Origin of the sequence: Pseudomonas sp. SK3(2021), assembly GCF_016772375.1 — a bacterium.
Taxonomy (GTDB): Bacteria; Pseudomonadota; Gammaproteobacteria; order Pseudomonadales; family Pseudomonadaceae; genus Aquipseudomonas; species Aquipseudomonas chlororaphis_I.
This window is the reverse complement of record NZ_CP061943.1, coordinates 4,054,547-4,071,490: the sequence shown is the minus strand read 5'-3', so window position 1 is coordinate 4,071,490 and position 16,944 is coordinate 4,054,547. Positions and strand designations below refer to the sequence as shown.

At 64.2% G+C, this 16,944-nt stretch carries 14 protein-coding genes; 3 read left to right on the top strand and 11 right to left on the bottom strand.

All coding sequences use genetic code 11. The features are described 5' to 3' along the window. Positions 1-70: 70 nt before the first annotated feature. The 11 genes from IF690_RS17815 to tssA form a co-directional block, all read right to left on the bottom strand. Complete coding sequence (locus IF690_RS17815) at positions 71-2,296, bottom strand: type VI secretion system Vgr family protein (RefSeq protein WP_202696736.1); 2,226 nt, start codon at positions 2,294-2,296, stop codon at positions 71-73. Positions 2,297-2,326: 30 nt separating this feature from the next. Further along, positions 2,327-5,050, bottom strand: coding sequence for a type VI secretion system ATPase TssH (tssH, locus tag IF690_RS17810; protein WP_202696735.1), 2,724 nt, complete (start codon positions 5,048-5,050; stop codon positions 2,327-2,329). Next, on the bottom strand, positions 5,043-6,077 hold the full coding sequence (gene tssG, locus IF690_RS17805) for a type VI secretion system baseplate subunit TssG (protein WP_202696734.1): 1,035 nt from the start codon (positions 6,075-6,077) through the stop codon (positions 5,043-5,045). Before tssG ends, tssH begins: the two co-directional genes overlap by 8 nt. Beyond that, complete coding sequence (gene tssF / locus IF690_RS17800) at positions 6,059-7,918, bottom strand: type VI secretion system baseplate subunit TssF (protein WP_202696733.1); 1,860 nt, start codon at positions 7,916-7,918, stop codon at positions 6,059-6,061. The genes tssG and tssF overlap by 19 nt, the downstream gene beginning before the upstream one ends. Then, positions 7,915-8,430, bottom strand: a complete 516-nt coding sequence (gene tssE / locus IF690_RS17795) for a type VI secretion system baseplate subunit TssE (RefSeq protein WP_202696732.1) — start codon at positions 8,428-8,430, stop codon at positions 7,915-7,917. Before tssE ends, tssF begins: the two co-directional genes overlap by 4 nt. A 150-nt stretch (positions 8,431-8,580) precedes the next feature. Beyond that, positions 8,581-9,021, bottom strand: a complete 441-nt coding sequence (locus IF690_RS17790; protein ID WP_202696731.1) for a hypothetical protein — start codon at positions 9,019-9,021, stop codon at positions 8,581-8,583. Next, a complete protein-coding gene (locus IF690_RS17785) occupies positions 9,018-9,449 on the bottom strand; it encodes a type VI secretion system amidase effector protein Tae4 (RefSeq protein ID WP_202696730.1) in 432 nt (143 codons plus the stop codon). The genes IF690_RS17790 and IF690_RS17785 overlap by 4 nt, the downstream gene beginning before the upstream one ends. Before the next feature lie 74 nt (positions 9,450-9,523). After that, entirely contained in the window at positions 9,524-10,012 is a 489-nt protein-coding gene (locus tag IF690_RS17780) for an Hcp family type VI secretion system effector (RefSeq protein ID WP_202696729.1), read from the bottom strand. A gap of 97 nt (positions 10,013-10,109) precedes the next feature. Next, a complete protein-coding gene (gene tssC, locus IF690_RS17775; RefSeq protein ID WP_202696728.1) occupies positions 10,110-11,606 on the bottom strand; it encodes a type VI secretion system contractile sheath large subunit in 1,497 nt (498 codons plus the stop codon). 15 nt (positions 11,607-11,621) lie between these two features. Beyond that, complete coding sequence (tssB, locus tag IF690_RS17770; RefSeq protein ID WP_202696727.1) at positions 11,622-12,137, bottom strand: type VI secretion system contractile sheath small subunit; 516 nt, start codon at positions 12,135-12,137, stop codon at positions 11,622-11,624. 55 nt (positions 12,138-12,192) lie between these two features. After that, the gene (gene tssA, locus IF690_RS17765) at positions 12,193-13,239 is read right to left on the bottom strand and encodes a type VI secretion system protein TssA (RefSeq protein WP_252189493.1); all 1,047 of its coding nucleotides are present in this window, start codon (positions 13,237-13,239) and stop codon (positions 12,193-12,195) included. Positions 13,240-13,604: 365 nt separating this feature from the next. Between tssA and tagH the strand changes: the two genes are divergently transcribed. The 3 genes from tagH (at position 13,605) to tssK (ending at position 16,939) form a co-directional block, all read left to right on the top strand. Further along, positions 13,605-15,005 (top strand): type VI secretion system-associated FHA domain protein TagH, encoded by a 1,401-nt coding sequence (gene tagH, locus IF690_RS17760; protein ID WP_202696726.1) that lies wholly within the window; start codon positions 13,605-13,607, stop codon positions 15,003-15,005. A gap of 110 nt (positions 15,006-15,115) precedes the next feature. Continuing rightward, the gene (tssJ, locus tag IF690_RS17755) at positions 15,116-15,583 is read left to right on the top strand and encodes a type VI secretion system lipoprotein TssJ (protein WP_202696725.1); all 468 of its coding nucleotides are present in this window, start codon (positions 15,116-15,118) and stop codon (positions 15,581-15,583) included. A 21-nt stretch (positions 15,584-15,604) separates the two neighbouring features. Beyond that, positions 15,605-16,939 (top strand): type VI secretion system baseplate subunit TssK, encoded by a 1,335-nt coding sequence (tssK, locus tag IF690_RS17750; RefSeq protein ID WP_202696724.1) that lies wholly within the window; start codon positions 15,605-15,607, stop codon positions 16,937-16,939. Positions 16,940-16,944 lie beyond the last annotated feature (5 nt).

Below are 16,944 nucleotides of genomic sequence, written 5' to 3'. Positions count from 1 at the left end.
CTGTACGAAAAGTGGCTGCGCGCTGGGCGCCTTCGGCGCTACGCGGGCCATGCTGCGTTAAAAACAGGCCCTAGTTCTGCAGGATCTTCTGGCCTTTGACCACAACGTTCCTGTTGGCCTTGATGTTGATGGCGCCGGAGCCGTCGATGGTGATGTCCTTGCCGCGAATCATGATGGTGCCGTCCTTCTTCATGGTGATGCTGGCCGCGCCCGTGGTCAGGGTGATGGAGTCGCCGGCGGTGAGGGAGAAGTTCTTGCCGACGTCCAGGCTGTCGTTCTGCTGGACGTTGGTGGTGCGGTTCTGACCGACGTCGCGGGATTCGTTCTTGCCGATCCGAGTGCTCTGGTTGCCGTTGATCTCGATACCTTCGTTGCCCTTGACCGTTTCGTTGCGGTTACCGGTGATGTCGATGGTCTCGTTGCCGCCCACGTCCTCGGTGCGGTTGCTGACGATGGTGATGGTTTCGTTGGCGCCGACCTTTTCCGTGCGATCCGCGCCTATGGTGATGGTCTCGTTGTTGCCCACGTCCTCGGTGCGATTGGCGCCGATGGTGATTTTCTCGTCGCTGCCGACATCCTCGGTGCGGTTCACGCCGATGGAGATGGTCTCGTTGTTGCCGACCTTTTCCTTGCGATCCACGCCGATGGTGATGGTTTCGTTGTTATCGACGGTTTCGGTGCGGTCGTGCTTGACGTGCACGGTCTCGTCGTTGTCGATGGTCTTGCTGCGGTCGTGGCCGACCCAGTGGGTTTCGTCGTTCTCGACCTCGATGTCCTGGTTCTTCTCGGCGTGGATGAACAGCTGCTCCGCGCCCTTCTTGTCCTCCATGCGGATTTCATTGAAGTTGGCGGGCGAGCCCTCCTTGCTCGAGCGGCTTTTCACCCCGCTCTGGGTGGCATTGGCCGGCAGCTCGTAGGGCACGGTCTGTTCGGCGTTATAGACGCGGCCGGTGATGATCGGGCGATCCGGGTCGCCTTCGAGGAAACTGACGATCACTTCCTGGCCGATCCGCGGGACCTGCACCGCCCCCCAGTTCTTGCCGGCCCAGGCCTGCGACACGCGCATCCAGCAGGAGCTGTTTTCGTTGGATTGGTCGTGGCGATCCCAATGGAAATGCACCTTGACCCGGCCATACTGGTCGGTCCAGATCTCCTCGCCGGCGGGGCCTACCACCCTGGCGGTCTGCGGCCCGCGGACAATGGGCAGGGGGGTCAGGGGCAGGGGGCGGAAGGCCTGGCCGGCATCCATGCAGTCCAGTTCGCTGATGAACTGCTCGGCCAGGTCCAGTTGCCCGCTTTCATACAGCTCCTGGCGGATCTGATAGCGGGCGACCACCACCAGGTATTCGCGATTCTGGTCGGCGCGGTCGTAGCCGGTCAGCTTGAACAGATGCCCGCAGCCCAGGCCACGCGCGCGACCGCGCAACTGCACGCGCTCGAACTGGCTGTGAATGGCCTGGATGCGGGTGCGTGCGTAATGCTCGCCATCCTTGCTCTGTACGTATTCGCCCGGGTAGTCGTAGAGCGGATGGTCGCCGTTGCTGTGGCTGCGCGACACGCTGGAGCGCACTTCGAGGCTGGCGCCGGGGCGCTGGAAGTCGTAGTCGTTCAACGCCAGCGAGCCTGGCTGGACTTCCCGCGCCAGTTGCCAGTCGTAGAAGTGGTCGCGCTCGCGCATCTGCTGATCGGGCGGGTAGAAGGGCACCGAGGCGTAGTCTGCCACCGTCGAGTGGGCGCCGTAGGCGTCGGCCAGCACCAATACATGACGCGCTTTCTCATGGCGGAAGTAGTAGTAGATGCCTTCCTGCTCCATCAGCCGGCTGATGAAATCGAAGCTGGTTTCGCGGTATTGCACGCAGTATTCCCACTCGCGGTAACTGCCGCTCAGGTTGTCTTCGAAATCGGAGAAGCCGAGGTCGCGGAACACCTGCTTGATGATGTCCGGCACCGTCTGGTTCTGGAAAATCCGGCAGTCCGAGGTGCGCGTGAGCAGCCAGAACCAGGGCCGCAGGCTGACCCGGTAACCGGCGAACTGGCCATGGCCGGTCAGTTGCCGGCAGCCGCAGGCAATGCCGTGGAAATAGCGTTTGCCGCCGCCGTGCAGCTCCAGGGTCAGGCCCATCGGCTTGCCCAGCAACTGGTCGAACTTGATCGCCCGGTCTTCGGACGTGAGGTCCAGTTCGTAATGGAACAATCGCCCCAGCTCCTCGCTGCCTTCCATGCCCTGCAGCAGCAGGACCTCGCCGCCGAGGGGGCTGTCGACCTGCACCAAGCGATTGCTTTGCGTGATTGCCATAAACGGCTTCCTCTGGCTCGCGTCCGGGCGTCAGTCGGCCGTCTCGAAAACAGGCGGGTCGAATGTGTAATGCAGCGCATTGTCCCGTTGGCTGATGCGCACGCCAGCCAGCGGCTTGCCCTCGAGCATGCGGGTGAGAAATTCCCGGCTCATGTCCGGCAACAGGGTGTTGGTCAGGATGGCGTCGATCATCCGTCCGCCGCTCTCGATCTCGCTGCAACGCGAGACGATCAGGTCGACCACGCTGTCGTCGTAGGCGAAGGGCACCTTGTGTCCGCTTTCCACGCGCCGCTTGATCCGCTCCAGTTGCAGGCGGGTGATGGCCTTGAGCATCTCGTCGTTCAGCGGGTAGTAGGGAATGGTCACCAGGCGCCCGAGCAGGGCCGGCGGGAATACCTGGAGCAATGGCTCGCGCAGGGCCTTGGCGATGGCATCGGGATCGGGCAGCCGTTGCGGGTCGCGGCACAGGCTGGCGATCATCTCGGTGCCGGCATTGGTGGTGAGCAGGATCAGGCAGTTCTTGAAGTCGATCAGGCGGCCTTCGCCGTCCTCCATCACGCCCTTGTCGAACACCTGGAAGAAGATTTCGTGCACGTCCGGGTGGGCCTTTTCCACCTCGTCCAGCAACACCACGCTGTAGGGTTTGCGCCGCACCGCCTCGGTCAGCACGCCGCCTTCGCCGTAGCCTACATAGCCGGGCGGGGCGCCCTTGAGGGTGGAGACGGTGTGCGCCTCCTGGAACTCGCTCATGTTGATGGTGATGATGTTCTGCTCGCCGCCGTACAGGGCCTCGGCCAGGGCCAGGGCGGTTTCGGTCTTGCCCACGCCCGAGGTGCCGGCGAGGAGGAAGACGCCAATCGGCTTGCTCGGGTTGTCCAGCCCGGCGCGCGAGGTCTGGATGCGCTTGGCGATCATCGCCAGGGCATGGTCCTGGCCGATGATGCGTTTTTTCATGTGCTCGTCGAGCCTGAGCACGGTGTCGATTTCGTTGCGCGCCATGCGCCCGACCGGGATGCCGGTCCAGTCGGCGACCACCGCGGCCACCGCCTGGTAATCCACGGTGGGCAGAATCAACGGGTTTTCGCCCTGCAAGGCCGCGAGGCGCCCCTGCAGGTCGCCGAGCTTGTCGCGCAAGGCCGTGCGTTCGGCTTCAGCCAGGCGCGGCGATGGAGTTCCGGCCTCGCCGCTGGTGTCGTCCAGCGGTTCGGCAGCGGCGCGCAGGGTGGCGCGGGTCGCCAGCAGTTCATCGACCAGGGCTTTCTCTTCGCTCCAGCGGCTTTCCAGGGTCGCCAGGCGTTGGCGTTCCTCATCGAGGGCCGCCTCGACATCCTGCTGGCGAGTACCGATGGCGATGCCAATGGCCTGCTCGCGGCCGATGATCGCCTGTTCGGTGCTCAGCGCTTCGATGCGGCGGCGGCTGTCGTCCACTTCGGCCGGTACCGCATGCAGGCTGATGGCCACCCGCGCGCAGGCGGTGTCGAGCAGGCTCACCGACTTGTCCGGCAGCTGCCGGGCCGGGATATAACGGTGCGACAGCTTGACCGCGGCCTCCAGCGCCTCGTCGAGGATCTGCACCTGGTGGTGCTGCTCCATGGTCGAGGCGACGCCGCGCATCATCAGGATCGCCTTGGCCTCGGACGGTTCGTCGACCTGCACCACCTGGAAGCGCCGGGTCAGGGCCGGGTCCTTCTCGATGTGCTTTTTGTATTCGGCCCAGGTGGTGGCCGCCACGGTGCGCAGGGTGCCGCGGGCCAAGGCCGGCTTGAGCAGGTTGGCGGCATCGCCGGTACCGGCCGCGCCGCCGGCGCCGACCAGGGTATGGGCCTCGTCGATGAACAGGATGATCGGCCTGGGCGAGGCCTGCACATCCTCGATGACCTGGCGCAGGCGCTGTTCGAACTCGCCCTTCATGCTCGCGCCGGCCTGCAACAGGCCGACGTCCAGGGTGCGCAGTTCGACGTCCTTGAGGCTCGGCGGCACGTCGCCGGCGGCGATACGCAGGGCGAAGCCCTCGACCACCGCCGTCTTGCCGACCCCGGCTTCGCCGGTGAGGATGGGGTTGTTCTGCCGCCGGCGCATCAGGATGTCGACCAGTTGGCGAATCTCCTCGTCGCGCCCGACTATGGGGTCGAGCTTGCCGCTGCGGGCCTGTTCGGTGAGGTCTACGGTAAAGCGCTTGAGCGCCTCCTGCTTGCCCAGCGCACTGGGCGCCATGGCGCCGCTGGCTTCGCCCGGCGTGGCGCCAGCGTTGAAACCGTCGCTGGCGGCCAGGCCGTTTTCCGGCGAGTCGCCGAGGTATTCGTCGAAGCGCTCGATCAGGTGCTCCACCTTGATCTTGTCGAACTCGCGGGAGAGGGCCGAGAGGGCGTGGCGCAGGCTCGGTGTCTTGAGCATGCCGACGATCAGGTGGGCGCTGCGTACCTGGCTCTCGCCGAACAGCAAGCTGCCATAGACCCAGCCGCGCTCCACGGCTTCCTCGACCTGCACGGACAGGTCGGTGATCGAGGTCGAGCCGCGCGGCAGGCGGTCCAGGGCGTCGGTGATGTCCCTGGACAGGCGCGCCGGGTCGAGGCTGAACTGGCGGACCAGGCGGTGCAGGTCAGAGTCCTGCAACTGCAGGAGCTGATGCAACCAATGCACCAGTTCCACATAGGGGTTGCCGCGCAGTTTGCAGAACACGGTGGCGGCTTCGATGGCCTTGTAGGCCAGGCTGTTCAATTTGCCGAACAGCGCGACGCGGCTGATCTCACTCATGAGCGCAACTCCTGGAGGGGGTGGTATGGCTGGCGTATTCGCGGGCCAGCAGCAGGTCGCCGGCATCGGTCGGCGGGCTGCCGAGCCAGGTGTCGAAGCCCAGGCGGGTCTGGCCGTCGAGATCGATGCGCGGAACTTCCTCGCGCCGTAGCAGCAGGTTGACTTCCCAATCCAGCTCCTCGCCCTGGTACTCGGCGACCCAGGCGGCCAGTTCGCCGAAGCTTTCCTGGCCGGGCAGCAGGCGTTGGTATTGCGCAAGGCTCAAGGGCCCCAGGCGGATGCGGAATTTATGCTGGCGATCCCAGACGTGGGTGCCCAGGCTCAGGTCGCTGCCGAGCGAGCAGAGCGCCACGCCCAGCTGGCTGCGTTGCGGCAGCTCCAGCCACTGGCCGACGTATTCCTCGATGCTTGCGGGCACGCCGAAGTAGTCTTCCAGGATCGCGCGCAAGCCGTCCGGGTAGCGGGTCTGCGCCGCCAGGTGGCCGGTGAAGTGGTAACGCGCCGAGTCGGCGATCGGGCCCTGGCCGAGCAAGCTGGTCATGCCCCGCCCGGACAGCGCGGCCAGGCGCATCGACCAGTAGTCGTGGTCGGGGCGGTCATGGCTGACGGTCGGCCGGGCCTCGGCCCAGGCGCGGTAGAACAGGCACAACAAGCGGTGATTGAACACGTCGAGAAAGCGCGTGAAGGTGGCGTCGTCGTGGTTGCGTTGACGATCGTGGGCGTATTCGGTCAGGTGCAGCGGCAGCGGGCCGTTGGGCCCGGTCAGGCCGAAGAAGAACTGCTCGATGCGCGGCGCGGCGCCCTCGGGGTCGGTCTCGATGCGGGCCAGGGTCGAGGGGGCGAAGCCGCAGTCGGGTTTCTGCCCCAGGCGCAGCGGGTCGTCGTGCAAACGCAGGGAATGACCGATGCGCGGCCGGTCGGCGGCCTCGCATTCGATGCGCCGTAGCGCCTGGAAGAAGTCGTAGGCCCAGGGCTCGTCGGCCATCCGGGCGACGCTTTGCAGCGGTTTCAGAGGTTCGGTCGACATCCGGGGTGCGCCTGCCATCGCATGATTTCGCCGCGCTCGGTGGTGCGCAGTACGGTTTCGGTGAAGCTGTTGATCGACACATAACGGGCCAGGAAGCGCTCGAACACCGCGCCCAGCAGGTACACCCCGGTGCCGCGGAAGGCGTTTTCGTCGAACTCCAGGCTGATCTCCAGGCCACGGCCAAAAACGATCGGTCCCGGCATCGGCAACCTGCGGGTGCAGGGCGTGCTGCGTACCTGGCGTAGGCCCTCGATTTGCAGCTGCAGCGCCGAATCGCCGGGGTCGCCGTACAGGCGCAGCAATTCGCGTAGCGCCGCGGCCCCCTGGCCCTGTTCGCTGAGCGACAGGTAGTTCAGCGATAGCTGGCTGATCAGCCGCCAGGCGCTGGCATCGTGCGCGCGGCTCGGCCGCGGCCGGCTTGGCCCGGCCAGGCAGCGCACGGCCAGCACCGGGGCGCTGTCTTCCAGGGTGAAATCGCTTTTGCCGGTACCCACTGGCATCAGCAGCGGCAGGTCGCGGTTGGTGCACAGGGCGCTGAGGCCGAGCTGGCGCAAGTCGTGGCGATAGGGCGCCTGGTTGACATCCACCAGCGAGATGAAGGTTTCGCTGCCGACATAGGTCGAGCGGGGCCCACGGCGCCGTTGCTGGCTGGACAAGCGACGCGGCTCGCGGTGGACGATGTAGTAGGCCTGCTCGCGGCCATAACGCAGCGGGTCGCGGATCGCATAGAACGGCTGGAACGGCTGCTCGGGGCCGCTGCCATGGCCGGTGACCTGGGTCAGGGAATGGATCTCGAAATCCAGCGGCCGGGTGCGGTCGGCGATCACCTGGTGTTCATGCACCCGCTCGCTCAGGTGAATGCGATCGGCACGGCGTGGAAACAGGTTCACCGCCGGCGTGCAGAAGGGCACGAACTGGGCCGCCGACACCGTGCCTTCCAGGGTGCTGTCGAGGCGATCGAACAGCACCACCAACTCCAGTTCCTGGCTGGTGCAGCGTTGTACGCCGGCGCTCAGCCCGGTGAAGTCGACGAACAGGAAGCGGTTGGGCAGGGCGAAATACTCTTGCAGCAGGCGGTACCCCTGGAAGGCCCGGGGCACCACCGGCAGCACCGCGTCCTGATCGTCGAAGCCGCGCGCTTTGAGGCTCTCCAGAGGCAAGCGCTCGACCCAGTCGCCGTCGACGCTCTTGATAAACACGGCGCAGGCATTGCCGAGCAACTGCTCGTACAGACGAAAAGGTTGCTCGTCGGCGCCGTTGAGGTAGAGCGGCAGGCTGTCCAGCGCCAGGGCGTTGAACGGCAACCCGGCGCCGCAGCGCAAGCGCAGGCGCAGCCCGGCCTTGGCCCTGGGTTCGCTGGCGGCCAGGCGGCCGAGGGTCGTTGCCGGGTTGCCGAAGTATTCGGCATGGCCGACCTGCAATGGCCACAGCGTCACCGCATGGGCGCTACGGTATTCACAGGCGGTCTGCTCGCCATGGCCCAGCTGGCCGCGCAGGGCGGCGTGGCGTTCGACCGTGAAGCCGCTGGTCAGTGAGCCCTCGTTGGGGTCGGCGACCAGTTGGACCACCACCACCGAAGGCGTTGGCGCCAGGTAATGGGGGTAGGCGATTTCCAGCAGGTTGTGGGTAAAGGTCGGGTATTCGGCGTCCAGTTTCAGGTGGACCCGGGCGCTCAGGTAGGCGAAGCCCTCCAGCAGGCGCTCGACATAGGGATCGGCGCAGTCGATGCCGGACAGGGTCAGGCGGCTGGCGATCTTGGGGAACTCCTGGGCGAACTCGGCGGCGCTCTCGCGGATATGCTGCAGCTCCTGGTTGTAATACTCGAGCATGCGCGGGTTCATCGGCGTCTCCTGGCGGGCTCGGCCGGCGTCACCTTGACGTGCCCGGTTTCCAGGTCGAGGGCGGTGCTGAGCAGCAAGCGCAGGGGCACCGGCTCGGCCCACAGATCGCCCTCGATCTCGAAGCTCAGGGCGTTGTGGCTCATGTCATTGCCGTCGAGTTGCGCGCGCACCTTCAACGAGCCTTTGAGGATGCGCGGTTCAAAAGCGGCGATGGTGTCGCTGAACAACGCTTCGATGGCCTGTACATCGACACTCGAGGCGGTATGTCCGGCCAGGGGCGGCAGGCCGAAATTCAGCACCGAGTTGCCCGCCGGCATCTGCGCGGCCTGCTCCGGATCGAACAGCACGCAGGTGTTGAACAGCCAGGCCAGATCACGCAGCACGGACGCCTTGAGCTGGCTCATCGACATGACGCGGTGCTCGGCGGCTTCTTTGGGGTTGTGCGCATCATTGTCGGTCAGGCGATCGAGCAACGAGGGTTGCAGGCGTTCTTGCAGGGTCAGCTCGGCCATCTTCAGTTATCCCTGTCGGCGCAGCCGAGGCCGCGCAGCTGATCCTGCGGGGCCAAGAGGGCCTTGCCCCATTTACCGGCGCGCATCGGCTCCTCGGCATTCATCGCTATCTCCTTGTGCGCAGGCTTCGAGCCGAGCCCTGGCGCGCGTTCAAACATCGGGTTCGAACAAGCCGATAAACACTTTCTCATCCCACTGGAAGGGCGGGCAGGCGGCCACCCGGCTCACCGCCGACGAGGCTTCCAGACCCTTCCCGGTGTCGCGTATCGCCTGGATCTCGGTGCGGCAATCCCGGCTGGGCGAGGGCAACGGCTCGCTGCTTTCCACCAGGATCACCTGGCGTGTACCCACCTGCCTGGTGCGCAGCGCGCCGCTGGCGTCCCGGTGGAACTGGCAGGGCCATTTCAGGCGCAGGTCGATGCCGGGTTGCTGCGGGACCAGCAAGCGACAGTTGCCGTTGTGCTCTTCCAGCAGCAGATTCTGGGCAAGGAAGTGAGCCTGGGTGGCGCTATCGGCCGGGTTCTGCGCGCAGGCCGGCAAAATCAGGCACGACAGGCCCGCGACGATGAGGGGAAGCAGGTGTCGACTCATGACAGCTCCCAGAACCACACCTGGGCGGAGTGGTTGGCCGGGTCGTCGTAGGTCTTGGTGAAGCCGCGGCTCCACAGATCGATATGGTCGCCGGCCGCGCGACTCTCGCCACTGCGGGTAAAGCAATCCTTGAAAAAAATGATCCCGTTCTTCTCATTGAGCTGCAGCTTGGCCTTGGCCGCGTCGGTAAAGATGCTCGGTCGGCCCAGGTGGTGGCGCCACAGCCAGTTCGCCAGCGACTCGGCGCCGCGGGCGTGGCCGTGGCTGCAGCGCGGTTCGGAATAGGTGTGATCATCCACCTGGATGCTTCTTTCGGCGTTGAGCGTAATGCTCATGCGGATCGCGCATTGATTGTCCCAACCGCCATCGCAAGGTTGGCTTTCGGTCGGATAGTTGTTCCACAGATTGATGAATGCGGGTCTGGCCATCATCGAACCTCCTGTTGCGCCCTGGCCCTGGTACAAGCCGAGCACCCTGCGGCATGGCAGCAGGGTGGCCGTCGTCACACCTTGACGTTCTGGCGGATATTCCAGCCGTACTTGACCGGGCCGCCGTCCTTGGAACCGTCCTGCTTCTGCGGCTGGTAATCGACCAGCACCTGGCCGAAGTTCAGCGCGATGTTTTCGGTCAGGCGATCCGCGCCGCCACTGCCACCGGTTCCGATCGAGGACACCAGGACCTCCTTGAGGGTGATGGTCAGGTACTCGACCGGATCGTCGCCGCCGGCCTTGCGGACCGTCAGCTTGGCCTCGTCGTAATGCTTGCCGCTGGAGCAGGCCATCATCAGGTTGGGGGAGGATTTATCCACCCACTTGGTCAACGTCAGGTCATGGATATTGACCTTGCCGGCACCGCCGCCACCGCCCACATGCATGTTGCCGGACTGGGCCATGGCCCAGCTCCAGGAGAGCACGTCGATCTCATCCTTGTGGTTCTTGTCCTGGGACTCGCCCTTGACGTCGCCGATCTTGATAAACATATCAACAGCCATCATGCCTCCTTAAGTGGTTTGCACCACTGTGTTCCAGCGATTCGCCACGCTGTGTTGTCGTGCACCCGCCACCATGGCGAATGCCACCTGAGATGAATCAAACCGCCTTGGCCGATGGCAGCTTGGATACCAGCCGCAGCGATACCGTGAGCCCTTCGAGCTGGTAGTGCGGGCGCAGGTAGAACTTCGAGTTGTAGTAACCGGGATTGCCCTCGACCTCCTCGACCACCACCTCCGCCGCGGCCAAGGGGTGTTGCGCCTTGGTGGTTTCGGTGGAGTGGGCCGGATCGCCGTCCACGTAATTGAGAATCCAGTTTTGCAGCCAGCGCTGCATGTCGTCCTTTTCCTTGAACGAGCCGATCTTGTCGCGAACGATGCACTTCAGGTAATGGGCGAAGCGGCAGGTGGCGAACAGGTAGGGCAGGCGTGCCGCCAGGTTGGCGTTGGCGGTGGCGTCGGGGTCGTCATACTCGGCCGGCTTCTGCAGCGATTGGGCGCCGATGAAGGCGGCGAGGTCAGTGTTCTTCTTGTGCAGCAACGGCATGAAACCGTTCTTCGCCAGCTCCGCCTCGCGCCGATCGGCGATGGCGATTTCGGTCGGGCACTTCATGTCCACCCCACCGTCATCGGTCGGGAAGGTGTGCGTCGGCAGGTTCGGCACCTCGCCGCCGGATTCCACGCCGCGAATCCGCGAGCACCAGCCATAGAGCTTGAACGAGCGGTTGATGTTCACCGCCATGGCATAGGCCGAGTTGGCCCAGGTGTACTTGGAACTGTCGGCGCCGGTGGTTTCCTCTTCGAAGGCGAAGGCATCCACCGGGTCGGTCTTGGCGCCGTAGGGCAGGCGGGCGAGGAAGCGCGGCATGGTCAGGCCGATGTAGCGTGAGTCCTCGGAGTCGCGCAGCGAACGCCAGGCCGCGTATTCAGGCGTGGTGAAGATCTTGGTCAGATCGCGCGGGTTGGACAGCTCCTGCCAGGAGCCCATGCCCATCACCGTCGGCGAGGCCGCGCTGATGAAGGGCGCATGCATCGCCGCGCAGACCTTGGCCAGCTCGCCGAGCAGCTCGACATCCGGCGACGACTGGTCGAAGTAGTAATCGCCCACCAGGCAGCCGAACGGTTCGCCACCGAACTGGCCGTATTCCTCTTCGTACATTTTCTTGAAGATCGGGCTCTGGTCCCAGGCGGTGCCCTTGAACTTTTTCAGGGTCTTGTGCAGGTCGCCCTTGGCAATGCTCATCACGCGGATCTTCAGCTGATCGTCGGTCTCCGTGTTGTTGACCAGGTAGTTCAGGCCGCGCCAGGCGCTTTCCAGTTGCTGGAAATCGGCGTGGTGCATGATCAGGTTGATCTGCGCGGTGAGCTTGGCATCGATCGCGGCGATGATCGACTCGATGGATTTGATCGCGTCGCTGGAGATCAGCTCGGTCTTGCTCAGGGCCTGTTCGGCCAGGGTCCGCACGGCGCTTTCCACCGCCTCGCGGGCGTGCTCGGTCTTGGGTTTGAACTCTTGCAGGAGCAAGGCGGCGAAGTCGCTCGGTTGTTCGGTCGCGGCGTCTGCCTGGGCCTGCGGGTCTTTCATCAATTCGGCCATGGTCTGCGTCCTCTGTCAGGCTTGCGGCTCGGGTTCGGTCGGTTTCGGTGCACTGGCCAGCGCCTGCAACAGCGCCGGGTCCTTGATCGCCTTCATGATCATGTCCTCGGCGCCGGTCTTGCCGTCCATGTAGGTCAGCAGATTGGCCAGCTGGGTGCGGGCCTCAAGCAGTTGGTTGAGGGCATCGACCTTGCGCGCCACCGCGGCGGGGCTGAAGTCGTCCATGCTCTCGAACGTGATGTCCAGGCTCAGGTTGCCTTCCCCGGTCAGGGCATTGGGTACGTTGAACGCCACCCGCGGTTTCATCGCCTTGAGCCGCGAGTCGAAGTTGTCGACATCGATCTCCAGGAACTTGCGGTCGGCCACCGCTGGCAGAGGCTCGGCGGGCTTGCCGACAAGGTCGGCCATCACCCCCATGACGAAGGGCAGTTGTACCTTCTTCTCCGCACCGTAAAGCTCTACGTCGTACTCGATCTGTACCCGGGGAGCCCGGTTACGGGCGATGAATTTCTGGCTGCTGGTGGTAGCCATTTTTCCTCCTGCGCTGCCTGTGCGGCTGTAGTGGATGGGCGTCGGTTAAGCGTTTTCACTCGGATTGTTGGCCCTCGGGCCCGCGCAATTTTTCGAACTGGGAAAAGCCGTCCGGAATCAGGTTGCTCACGATGGTGGCGAAATCCGCGCTGACCAGGCTCTTGGCGCGGTTCAAGAGCACCGGCACCGGGCTGGAGGGCTCGTGCCTGGTGTAATAACCGAGGATCCGGTCGAGGCTGCGCAGCACATCCTCACGGTTGCCGATCTCGCCATCGATGCGCGGCGGGGCGGCGCTGGGGGCCGTGGGCATGGCTGCACCGGCAGGCTCGCCGGCCTGCGCGACAGCGCTGGAAACCTCCGGCCGAGGGGCGTGCTCGGCGAGGATTTGCACGGCATGCCGAAGCAGTTGCTTGATCGTGCCCAGGTCCGCGCCGCGGGTGGAGCCGACCCGTTCGTTGACCTCGCGCTCTATGCTCAACAGCGTGCCATGGGCATCGTTCAGGGCGGCGCGGCAGGCCTCGAGCTGTTCGCCCGCGCAGTCCTGAAAGGCCGCGCCGAGCTGTTCCGAGCTGAGGCTTTCACTGGCGAAGCGCTGCAAGCCTGCGGCATTCAGGGCGGCCCGCAGGCCGACGCTGCCAAAGGCCCGCGAGCTGACCAGCGGCATGCCCCAGAGCAGGCGAATGACTGGCTCGGCGTTGAGGCCGGCGAGGGCGTTGATCCGGAAAGTCGGGTCATTGTCATCCTCTGCATCCAGCCTGGGATGCAGGTCGTCCCAATACTGCGCGAGCAGTTGTTGGATCAGCTGTAACCCTTGCACCAGGCCGGGCAACCCTTGCAGGGCAATGGCGCTTTGCAGGAAGTAGTTGGCGATGCGCAGGTCTTTGCTGCGCTTGAACAGCTCGACACAGAGGTCGCGTACCTGGCGCCACTCCGGCGGCGTGGCGGGCAGCACGGCATCGCCCATCTGCCGTTCGGGTTGGCCTTGCGCCGCACGTTCAAGCTCGAGAAAGGCGGCGTCGTACTCGAGGTCGCCGCCACAGGGGGAGTCAGGGGAAATCGTCTCCAACAATCGTTGTACATCCACCACAGACGTGATCTCCATATCGACTCGGCAATCGGTGCTCAGTCAGGGCGAGCGCACGACTCAATTCCTTTCTTGCGGATGAGTGTTCTATCCAGCGCCACATGTTGGCGTTATCTCTGGATTTAACAATTGAACTGAAGTTTTAGCGCAGTTCAATTGATGTCAAGAAACTCTCCGACCAATGGGGTGAACATTGACAGGTTTGAAGATAGGTGGTCGGAGGTCTTTTTTTTAGTTTCTTTTGCTATAGGGGTTATTTGAAAAAAGCAAATATAACCGCAGGAACTTTGACGACACCGAAACCTTTTAGGGGGCTATACTCGGTTTGCACTCGCTGGCATAGCCGAGTTGTTGTTATGAGCAATACCCTACAAGGAGTTCTCATGCCGCTGCGTTTGACAATCACCAGTTATCACAAGCTCACTCCCGGCCAACGCGCGGAGTTCGAGCTTGATCGCGGTGAGCTGAAAATCGGCCGCAACCCTGAGAACGACTGGATACTTCCAGACCCGGAACGCCTGGTGTCCGGCCAGCATTGCGTGATTCAACTGCGTGACGGCACCTACTACCTGACCGACACCAGCACCAATGGCGTACAGCTGGTGAATGCCGGCGTGCGCATGCACCGCGGCAACAGCGAACCCTTGCGCGACGGCGAACTGTTGCGCGTCGGCGAGTACGACATCCTGGTGCAGATCAACGGTGCCCCGCCGATCATCAACGACGCGCCTGGGACGAGCGATCCCTTTACCGGCTTCGATGCGCTGATCAAGCGCCAGGTGCCTGGCGAGACTCCCGGCGCAGCGGCGGCGCCCCCCAGCAGGGTACAGATCCAGGCGGGCGGTTCGCCCCTGGATACCAAGCCCGACCTGTTCGATTTTCTCGCGTCCCCGGCAGTGCCCCCTCCGGCCCTGGCCGACCACGTGCCGTCCGAACGCCATGATTTTCGCCCGCCCGAGCCCCAGCGCCCCAGCGCCCCCCTGGCCAGCGAAACCGGCGCGGCACCGGCGATTCCGCCGGATTGGGACCCCTTCGCCGAACTGGGCGCGGGCCCGGCGCCGGTGGTGCCGCCCCCTGTGCAAGCCCACCCGCAACCATTGCCAGCGGCGCCGGAGAACATGGCCGGCAGCCCACCCGGCCCGGCCGTGCAACGGGCCGCGGTTGCGCCTGCGACGCCTGCAACCGGGGGCGACAACGAGGAGGTGCTGGAAGCCTTTCTCAGGGGCGCGGGGCTCGAGCAATTGCGTATCGATAGAGGCGAAACCCGCGCGCAGATGGAGGCCATCGGCCGTAGCTACCGGCATATGGTCGAGGGGTTGATCGAGGTGCTGCGCGCCCGTGCCAGCCTCAAGGGTGAGTTCCGCATGGCCCAGACCATGATCCGCCCGGTGGAGAACAACCCCCTCAAGTTCGCCCCCAATGTCGATGAGGCGCTGCTGTCATTGCTGCGTTCCGGCAACCAGGCCTTCATGCCGGCCGACCAGGCGATCAAGGAAAGCTTCGACGACCTCAAAGCGCATCAACTGGCCGTCATGGCGGGCGTACAAGCCTCGATCAAACACCTGCTCAAGCGTTTTCAGCCAGCGGTCCTGGAAGCGCGTTTAAGTCAACCTTCGGGGCTTGGCGCTTTATTGCCGGGTAGGCGTCAAGCGCAATACTGGGAGTTGTTCACGGAACTCTATGCGAGCATTTCCAGAGAGGCTGAAGATGATTTCGAGGAATTGTTCGGGCGCGAATTCAGTCGTGCTTATGAAGAGCAAAGTATCAAGTTGAGTAAAGGCTAAGTGCCATTAGTTAGTTGAGTGAAGGCTAATGGCTATTAAATAGTGGGTTGATCTTGTTTGGCTATCGCTAGTTCCAGTTTGGAATAATAAATGTCATTGAGGACGACGACATGCCAAAGTTCTTATTGTTCGCGACGGTATTACTGCTGACTGCCTGTGCTTCGAGTCCGCCGTCCCTTACTCCTACTGTCGTTGTCATGCATATCCAGGCCGCTGCCGATCTGAATCTTTCGGCGGGTGGCCAGGCGACGCCCGTGCGGGTGCGTTTGTATGAGTTGAAGAGCGGTACCGCCTTCAGCCGCGCCGACTACTTCTCCTTGGTGGATGCCACCAGCGCGACCTTGTCCACGGACCTGGTGGCGCAGGACGAAGTGCTGGTCCAGCCGGGTCAACGGCTGACCCTGGAGCGCACGCTCGACGAGCAAAGCCGCTTGCTCGGCCTGGTGGTGTCCTACCGCGAACTGGACAGCGCCGTGTGGCGCCAGATGGTCAGTATCCCGAGCAATGAAACCACGCCATTGACGGTTTCCCTGACGGCCAGGGCGATCAGCGCGGCAGCCACGAAACCTGCGAATTAGCCCTGTCGAGGAAGCCAGTCCATGTCCTGGAATAACCGTGTGGTGTGGTCCGAAGGAATGTTTTTGCGGCCGCAGCATCTCCAGCAGCATGATCGCTACGTGGAAGCCCTGATCGATGGCCGTTGCCGCCCGTTGAGCGCCGGGGGCTGGGGGTTCTCCGAGCTGCGCATCGACGAGTCCCTGCTCAGCCAGGGCAAGGTGGCGATTGTCAGCGCGCGCGGGGTGCTACCCGATGGCACGCCTTTCGACATTCCCGGCGACGATGTCCCGCCGCCTCCGCTGAACGTGAACGACAACCTGCGCGATGCGCAGGTCTTCCTGGGCTTGCCGCTCAAGCGTGCCGGCAGCCGCGACACCGTGGGGGAGGGCGAGCTGCCTGGCGGTGCGCGCTATATCAGCCAGGTGCGCGAAGTGCGCGATGACAACGCTGCCTTCGAGAGCCGGGCGTCGCTGGCGATCGGCGGCAAGGCCCTGCGCCTGCTGACCGAGCGCGATGGCCTCGGCGAATATGCCAACCTCGGTTTGATCCGGGTCCTGGAAAAGCGCGCGGACAACGCCGTGCAAGTAGACGAGGACTATATCCCGCCGCTGCTCGATGTGGCCGCCTCCAACGTGCTGGCGGCCTTTCGCCAAGAGTTGCAAGGGTTGTTGCACCAGCGTGGCGAGGCCCTGGCAGGAAGGGTAGTGGCCTCGGGGGCCGGCGGCGCCTCGGAGATCGCCGACTTTTTGCTGCTGCAACTGGTCAATCGCGCCGAGCCCTTGCTCAGCCACCTTGTCCGGTTGAGCCCCCTGCACCCGCAGGATTTCTATCGCGAGGCGGTCTGCCTGGCGGGGGAGTTCGCCACCTTTTCCAGCGCCGGGCGCCGCCCCACCGACTACCCGGCCTATGCCCACGACGACCTGGCGAGCAGTTTCGCCCCGGTGATGCAGGATTTGCGGCAAGCGTTGTCGATGGTCATCGATACCCGCGCCACACCGATTCCCATCGTCGAGAAATCCTACGGCGTGCATGTGGCGATGCTGGCCGACAAGAGCCTGCTGGAAATGGCCAGCTTCGTCCTGGTGGTACGTGCCGAGGTGCCGGCCGAAACCCTGCGCGCGCATTTCCCCCAGCAGGCCAAGATCGGCTCGGTGGAACACATCCGCGACCTGGTCAATCTGCAGTTGCCGGGTATCGCCTTGCTATCGATGCCCGTGGCGCCGCGGCAGATTCCCTATCACGCCGGCTCGAGCTATTTCGAACTGGACCGTGGCAGCGAACACTGGAAGCAATTGGCCCACTCAGGGGGGTTCGCCTTTCACATCGCCGGCCAGTTCCCGGGCCTGAACCTGGCCTTCTGGGCCATCCGAGGATAGTTCGT

Excerpts from the sequence above, each read along its gene's own strand:
- IF690_RS17815 (WP_202696736.1), bottom strand. The coding sequence starts at position 2,296 with ATGGCAATCACGCAAAGCAATCGCTTGGTGCAGGTCGACAGCCCCCTC.
- tssH (WP_202696735.1), bottom strand. The coding sequence starts at position 5,050 with ATGAGTGAGATCAGCCGCGTCGCGCTGTTCGGCAAATTGAACAGCCTG.
- tssG (WP_202696734.1), bottom strand. The coding sequence starts at position 6,077 with ATGTCGACCGAACCTCTGAAACCGCTGCAAAGCGTCGCCCGGATGGCC.
- tssF (WP_202696733.1), bottom strand. The coding sequence starts at position 7,918 with ATGAACCCGCGCATGCTCGAGTATTACAACCAGGAGCTGCAGCATATC.
- tssE (WP_202696732.1), bottom strand. The coding sequence starts at position 8,430 with ATGGCCGAGCTGACCCTGCAAGAACGCCTGCAACCCTCGTTGCTCGAT.
- IF690_RS17790 (WP_202696731.1), bottom strand. The coding sequence starts at position 9,021 with ATGAGTCGACACCTGCTTCCCCTCATCGTCGCGGGCCTGTCGTGCCTG.
- IF690_RS17785 (WP_202696730.1), bottom strand. The coding sequence starts at position 9,449 with ATGGCCAGACCCGCATTCATCAATCTGTGGAACAACTATCCGACCGAA.
- IF690_RS17780 (WP_202696729.1), bottom strand. The coding sequence starts at position 10,012 with ATGGCTGTTGATATGTTTATCAAGATCGGCGACGTCAAGGGCGAGTCC.
- tssC (WP_202696728.1), bottom strand. The coding sequence starts at position 11,606 with ATGGCCGAATTGATGAAAGACCCGCAGGCCCAGGCAGACGCCGCGACC.
- tssB (WP_202696727.1), bottom strand. The coding sequence starts at position 12,137 with ATGGCTACCACCAGCAGCCAGAAATTCATCGCCCGTAACCGGGCTCCC.
- tssA (WP_252189493.1), bottom strand. The coding sequence starts at position 13,239 with ATGGAGATCACGTCTGTGGTGGATGTACAACGATTGTTGGAGACGATT.
- tagH (WP_202696726.1), top strand. The coding sequence starts at position 13,605 with ATGCCGCTGCGTTTGACAATCACCAGTTATCACAAGCTCACTCCCGGC.
- tssJ (WP_202696725.1), top strand. The coding sequence starts at position 15,116 with ATGCCAAAGTTCTTATTGTTCGCGACGGTATTACTGCTGACTGCCTGT.
- tssK (WP_202696724.1), top strand. The coding sequence starts at position 15,605 with ATGTCCTGGAATAACCGTGTGGTGTGGTCCGAAGGAATGTTTTTGCGG.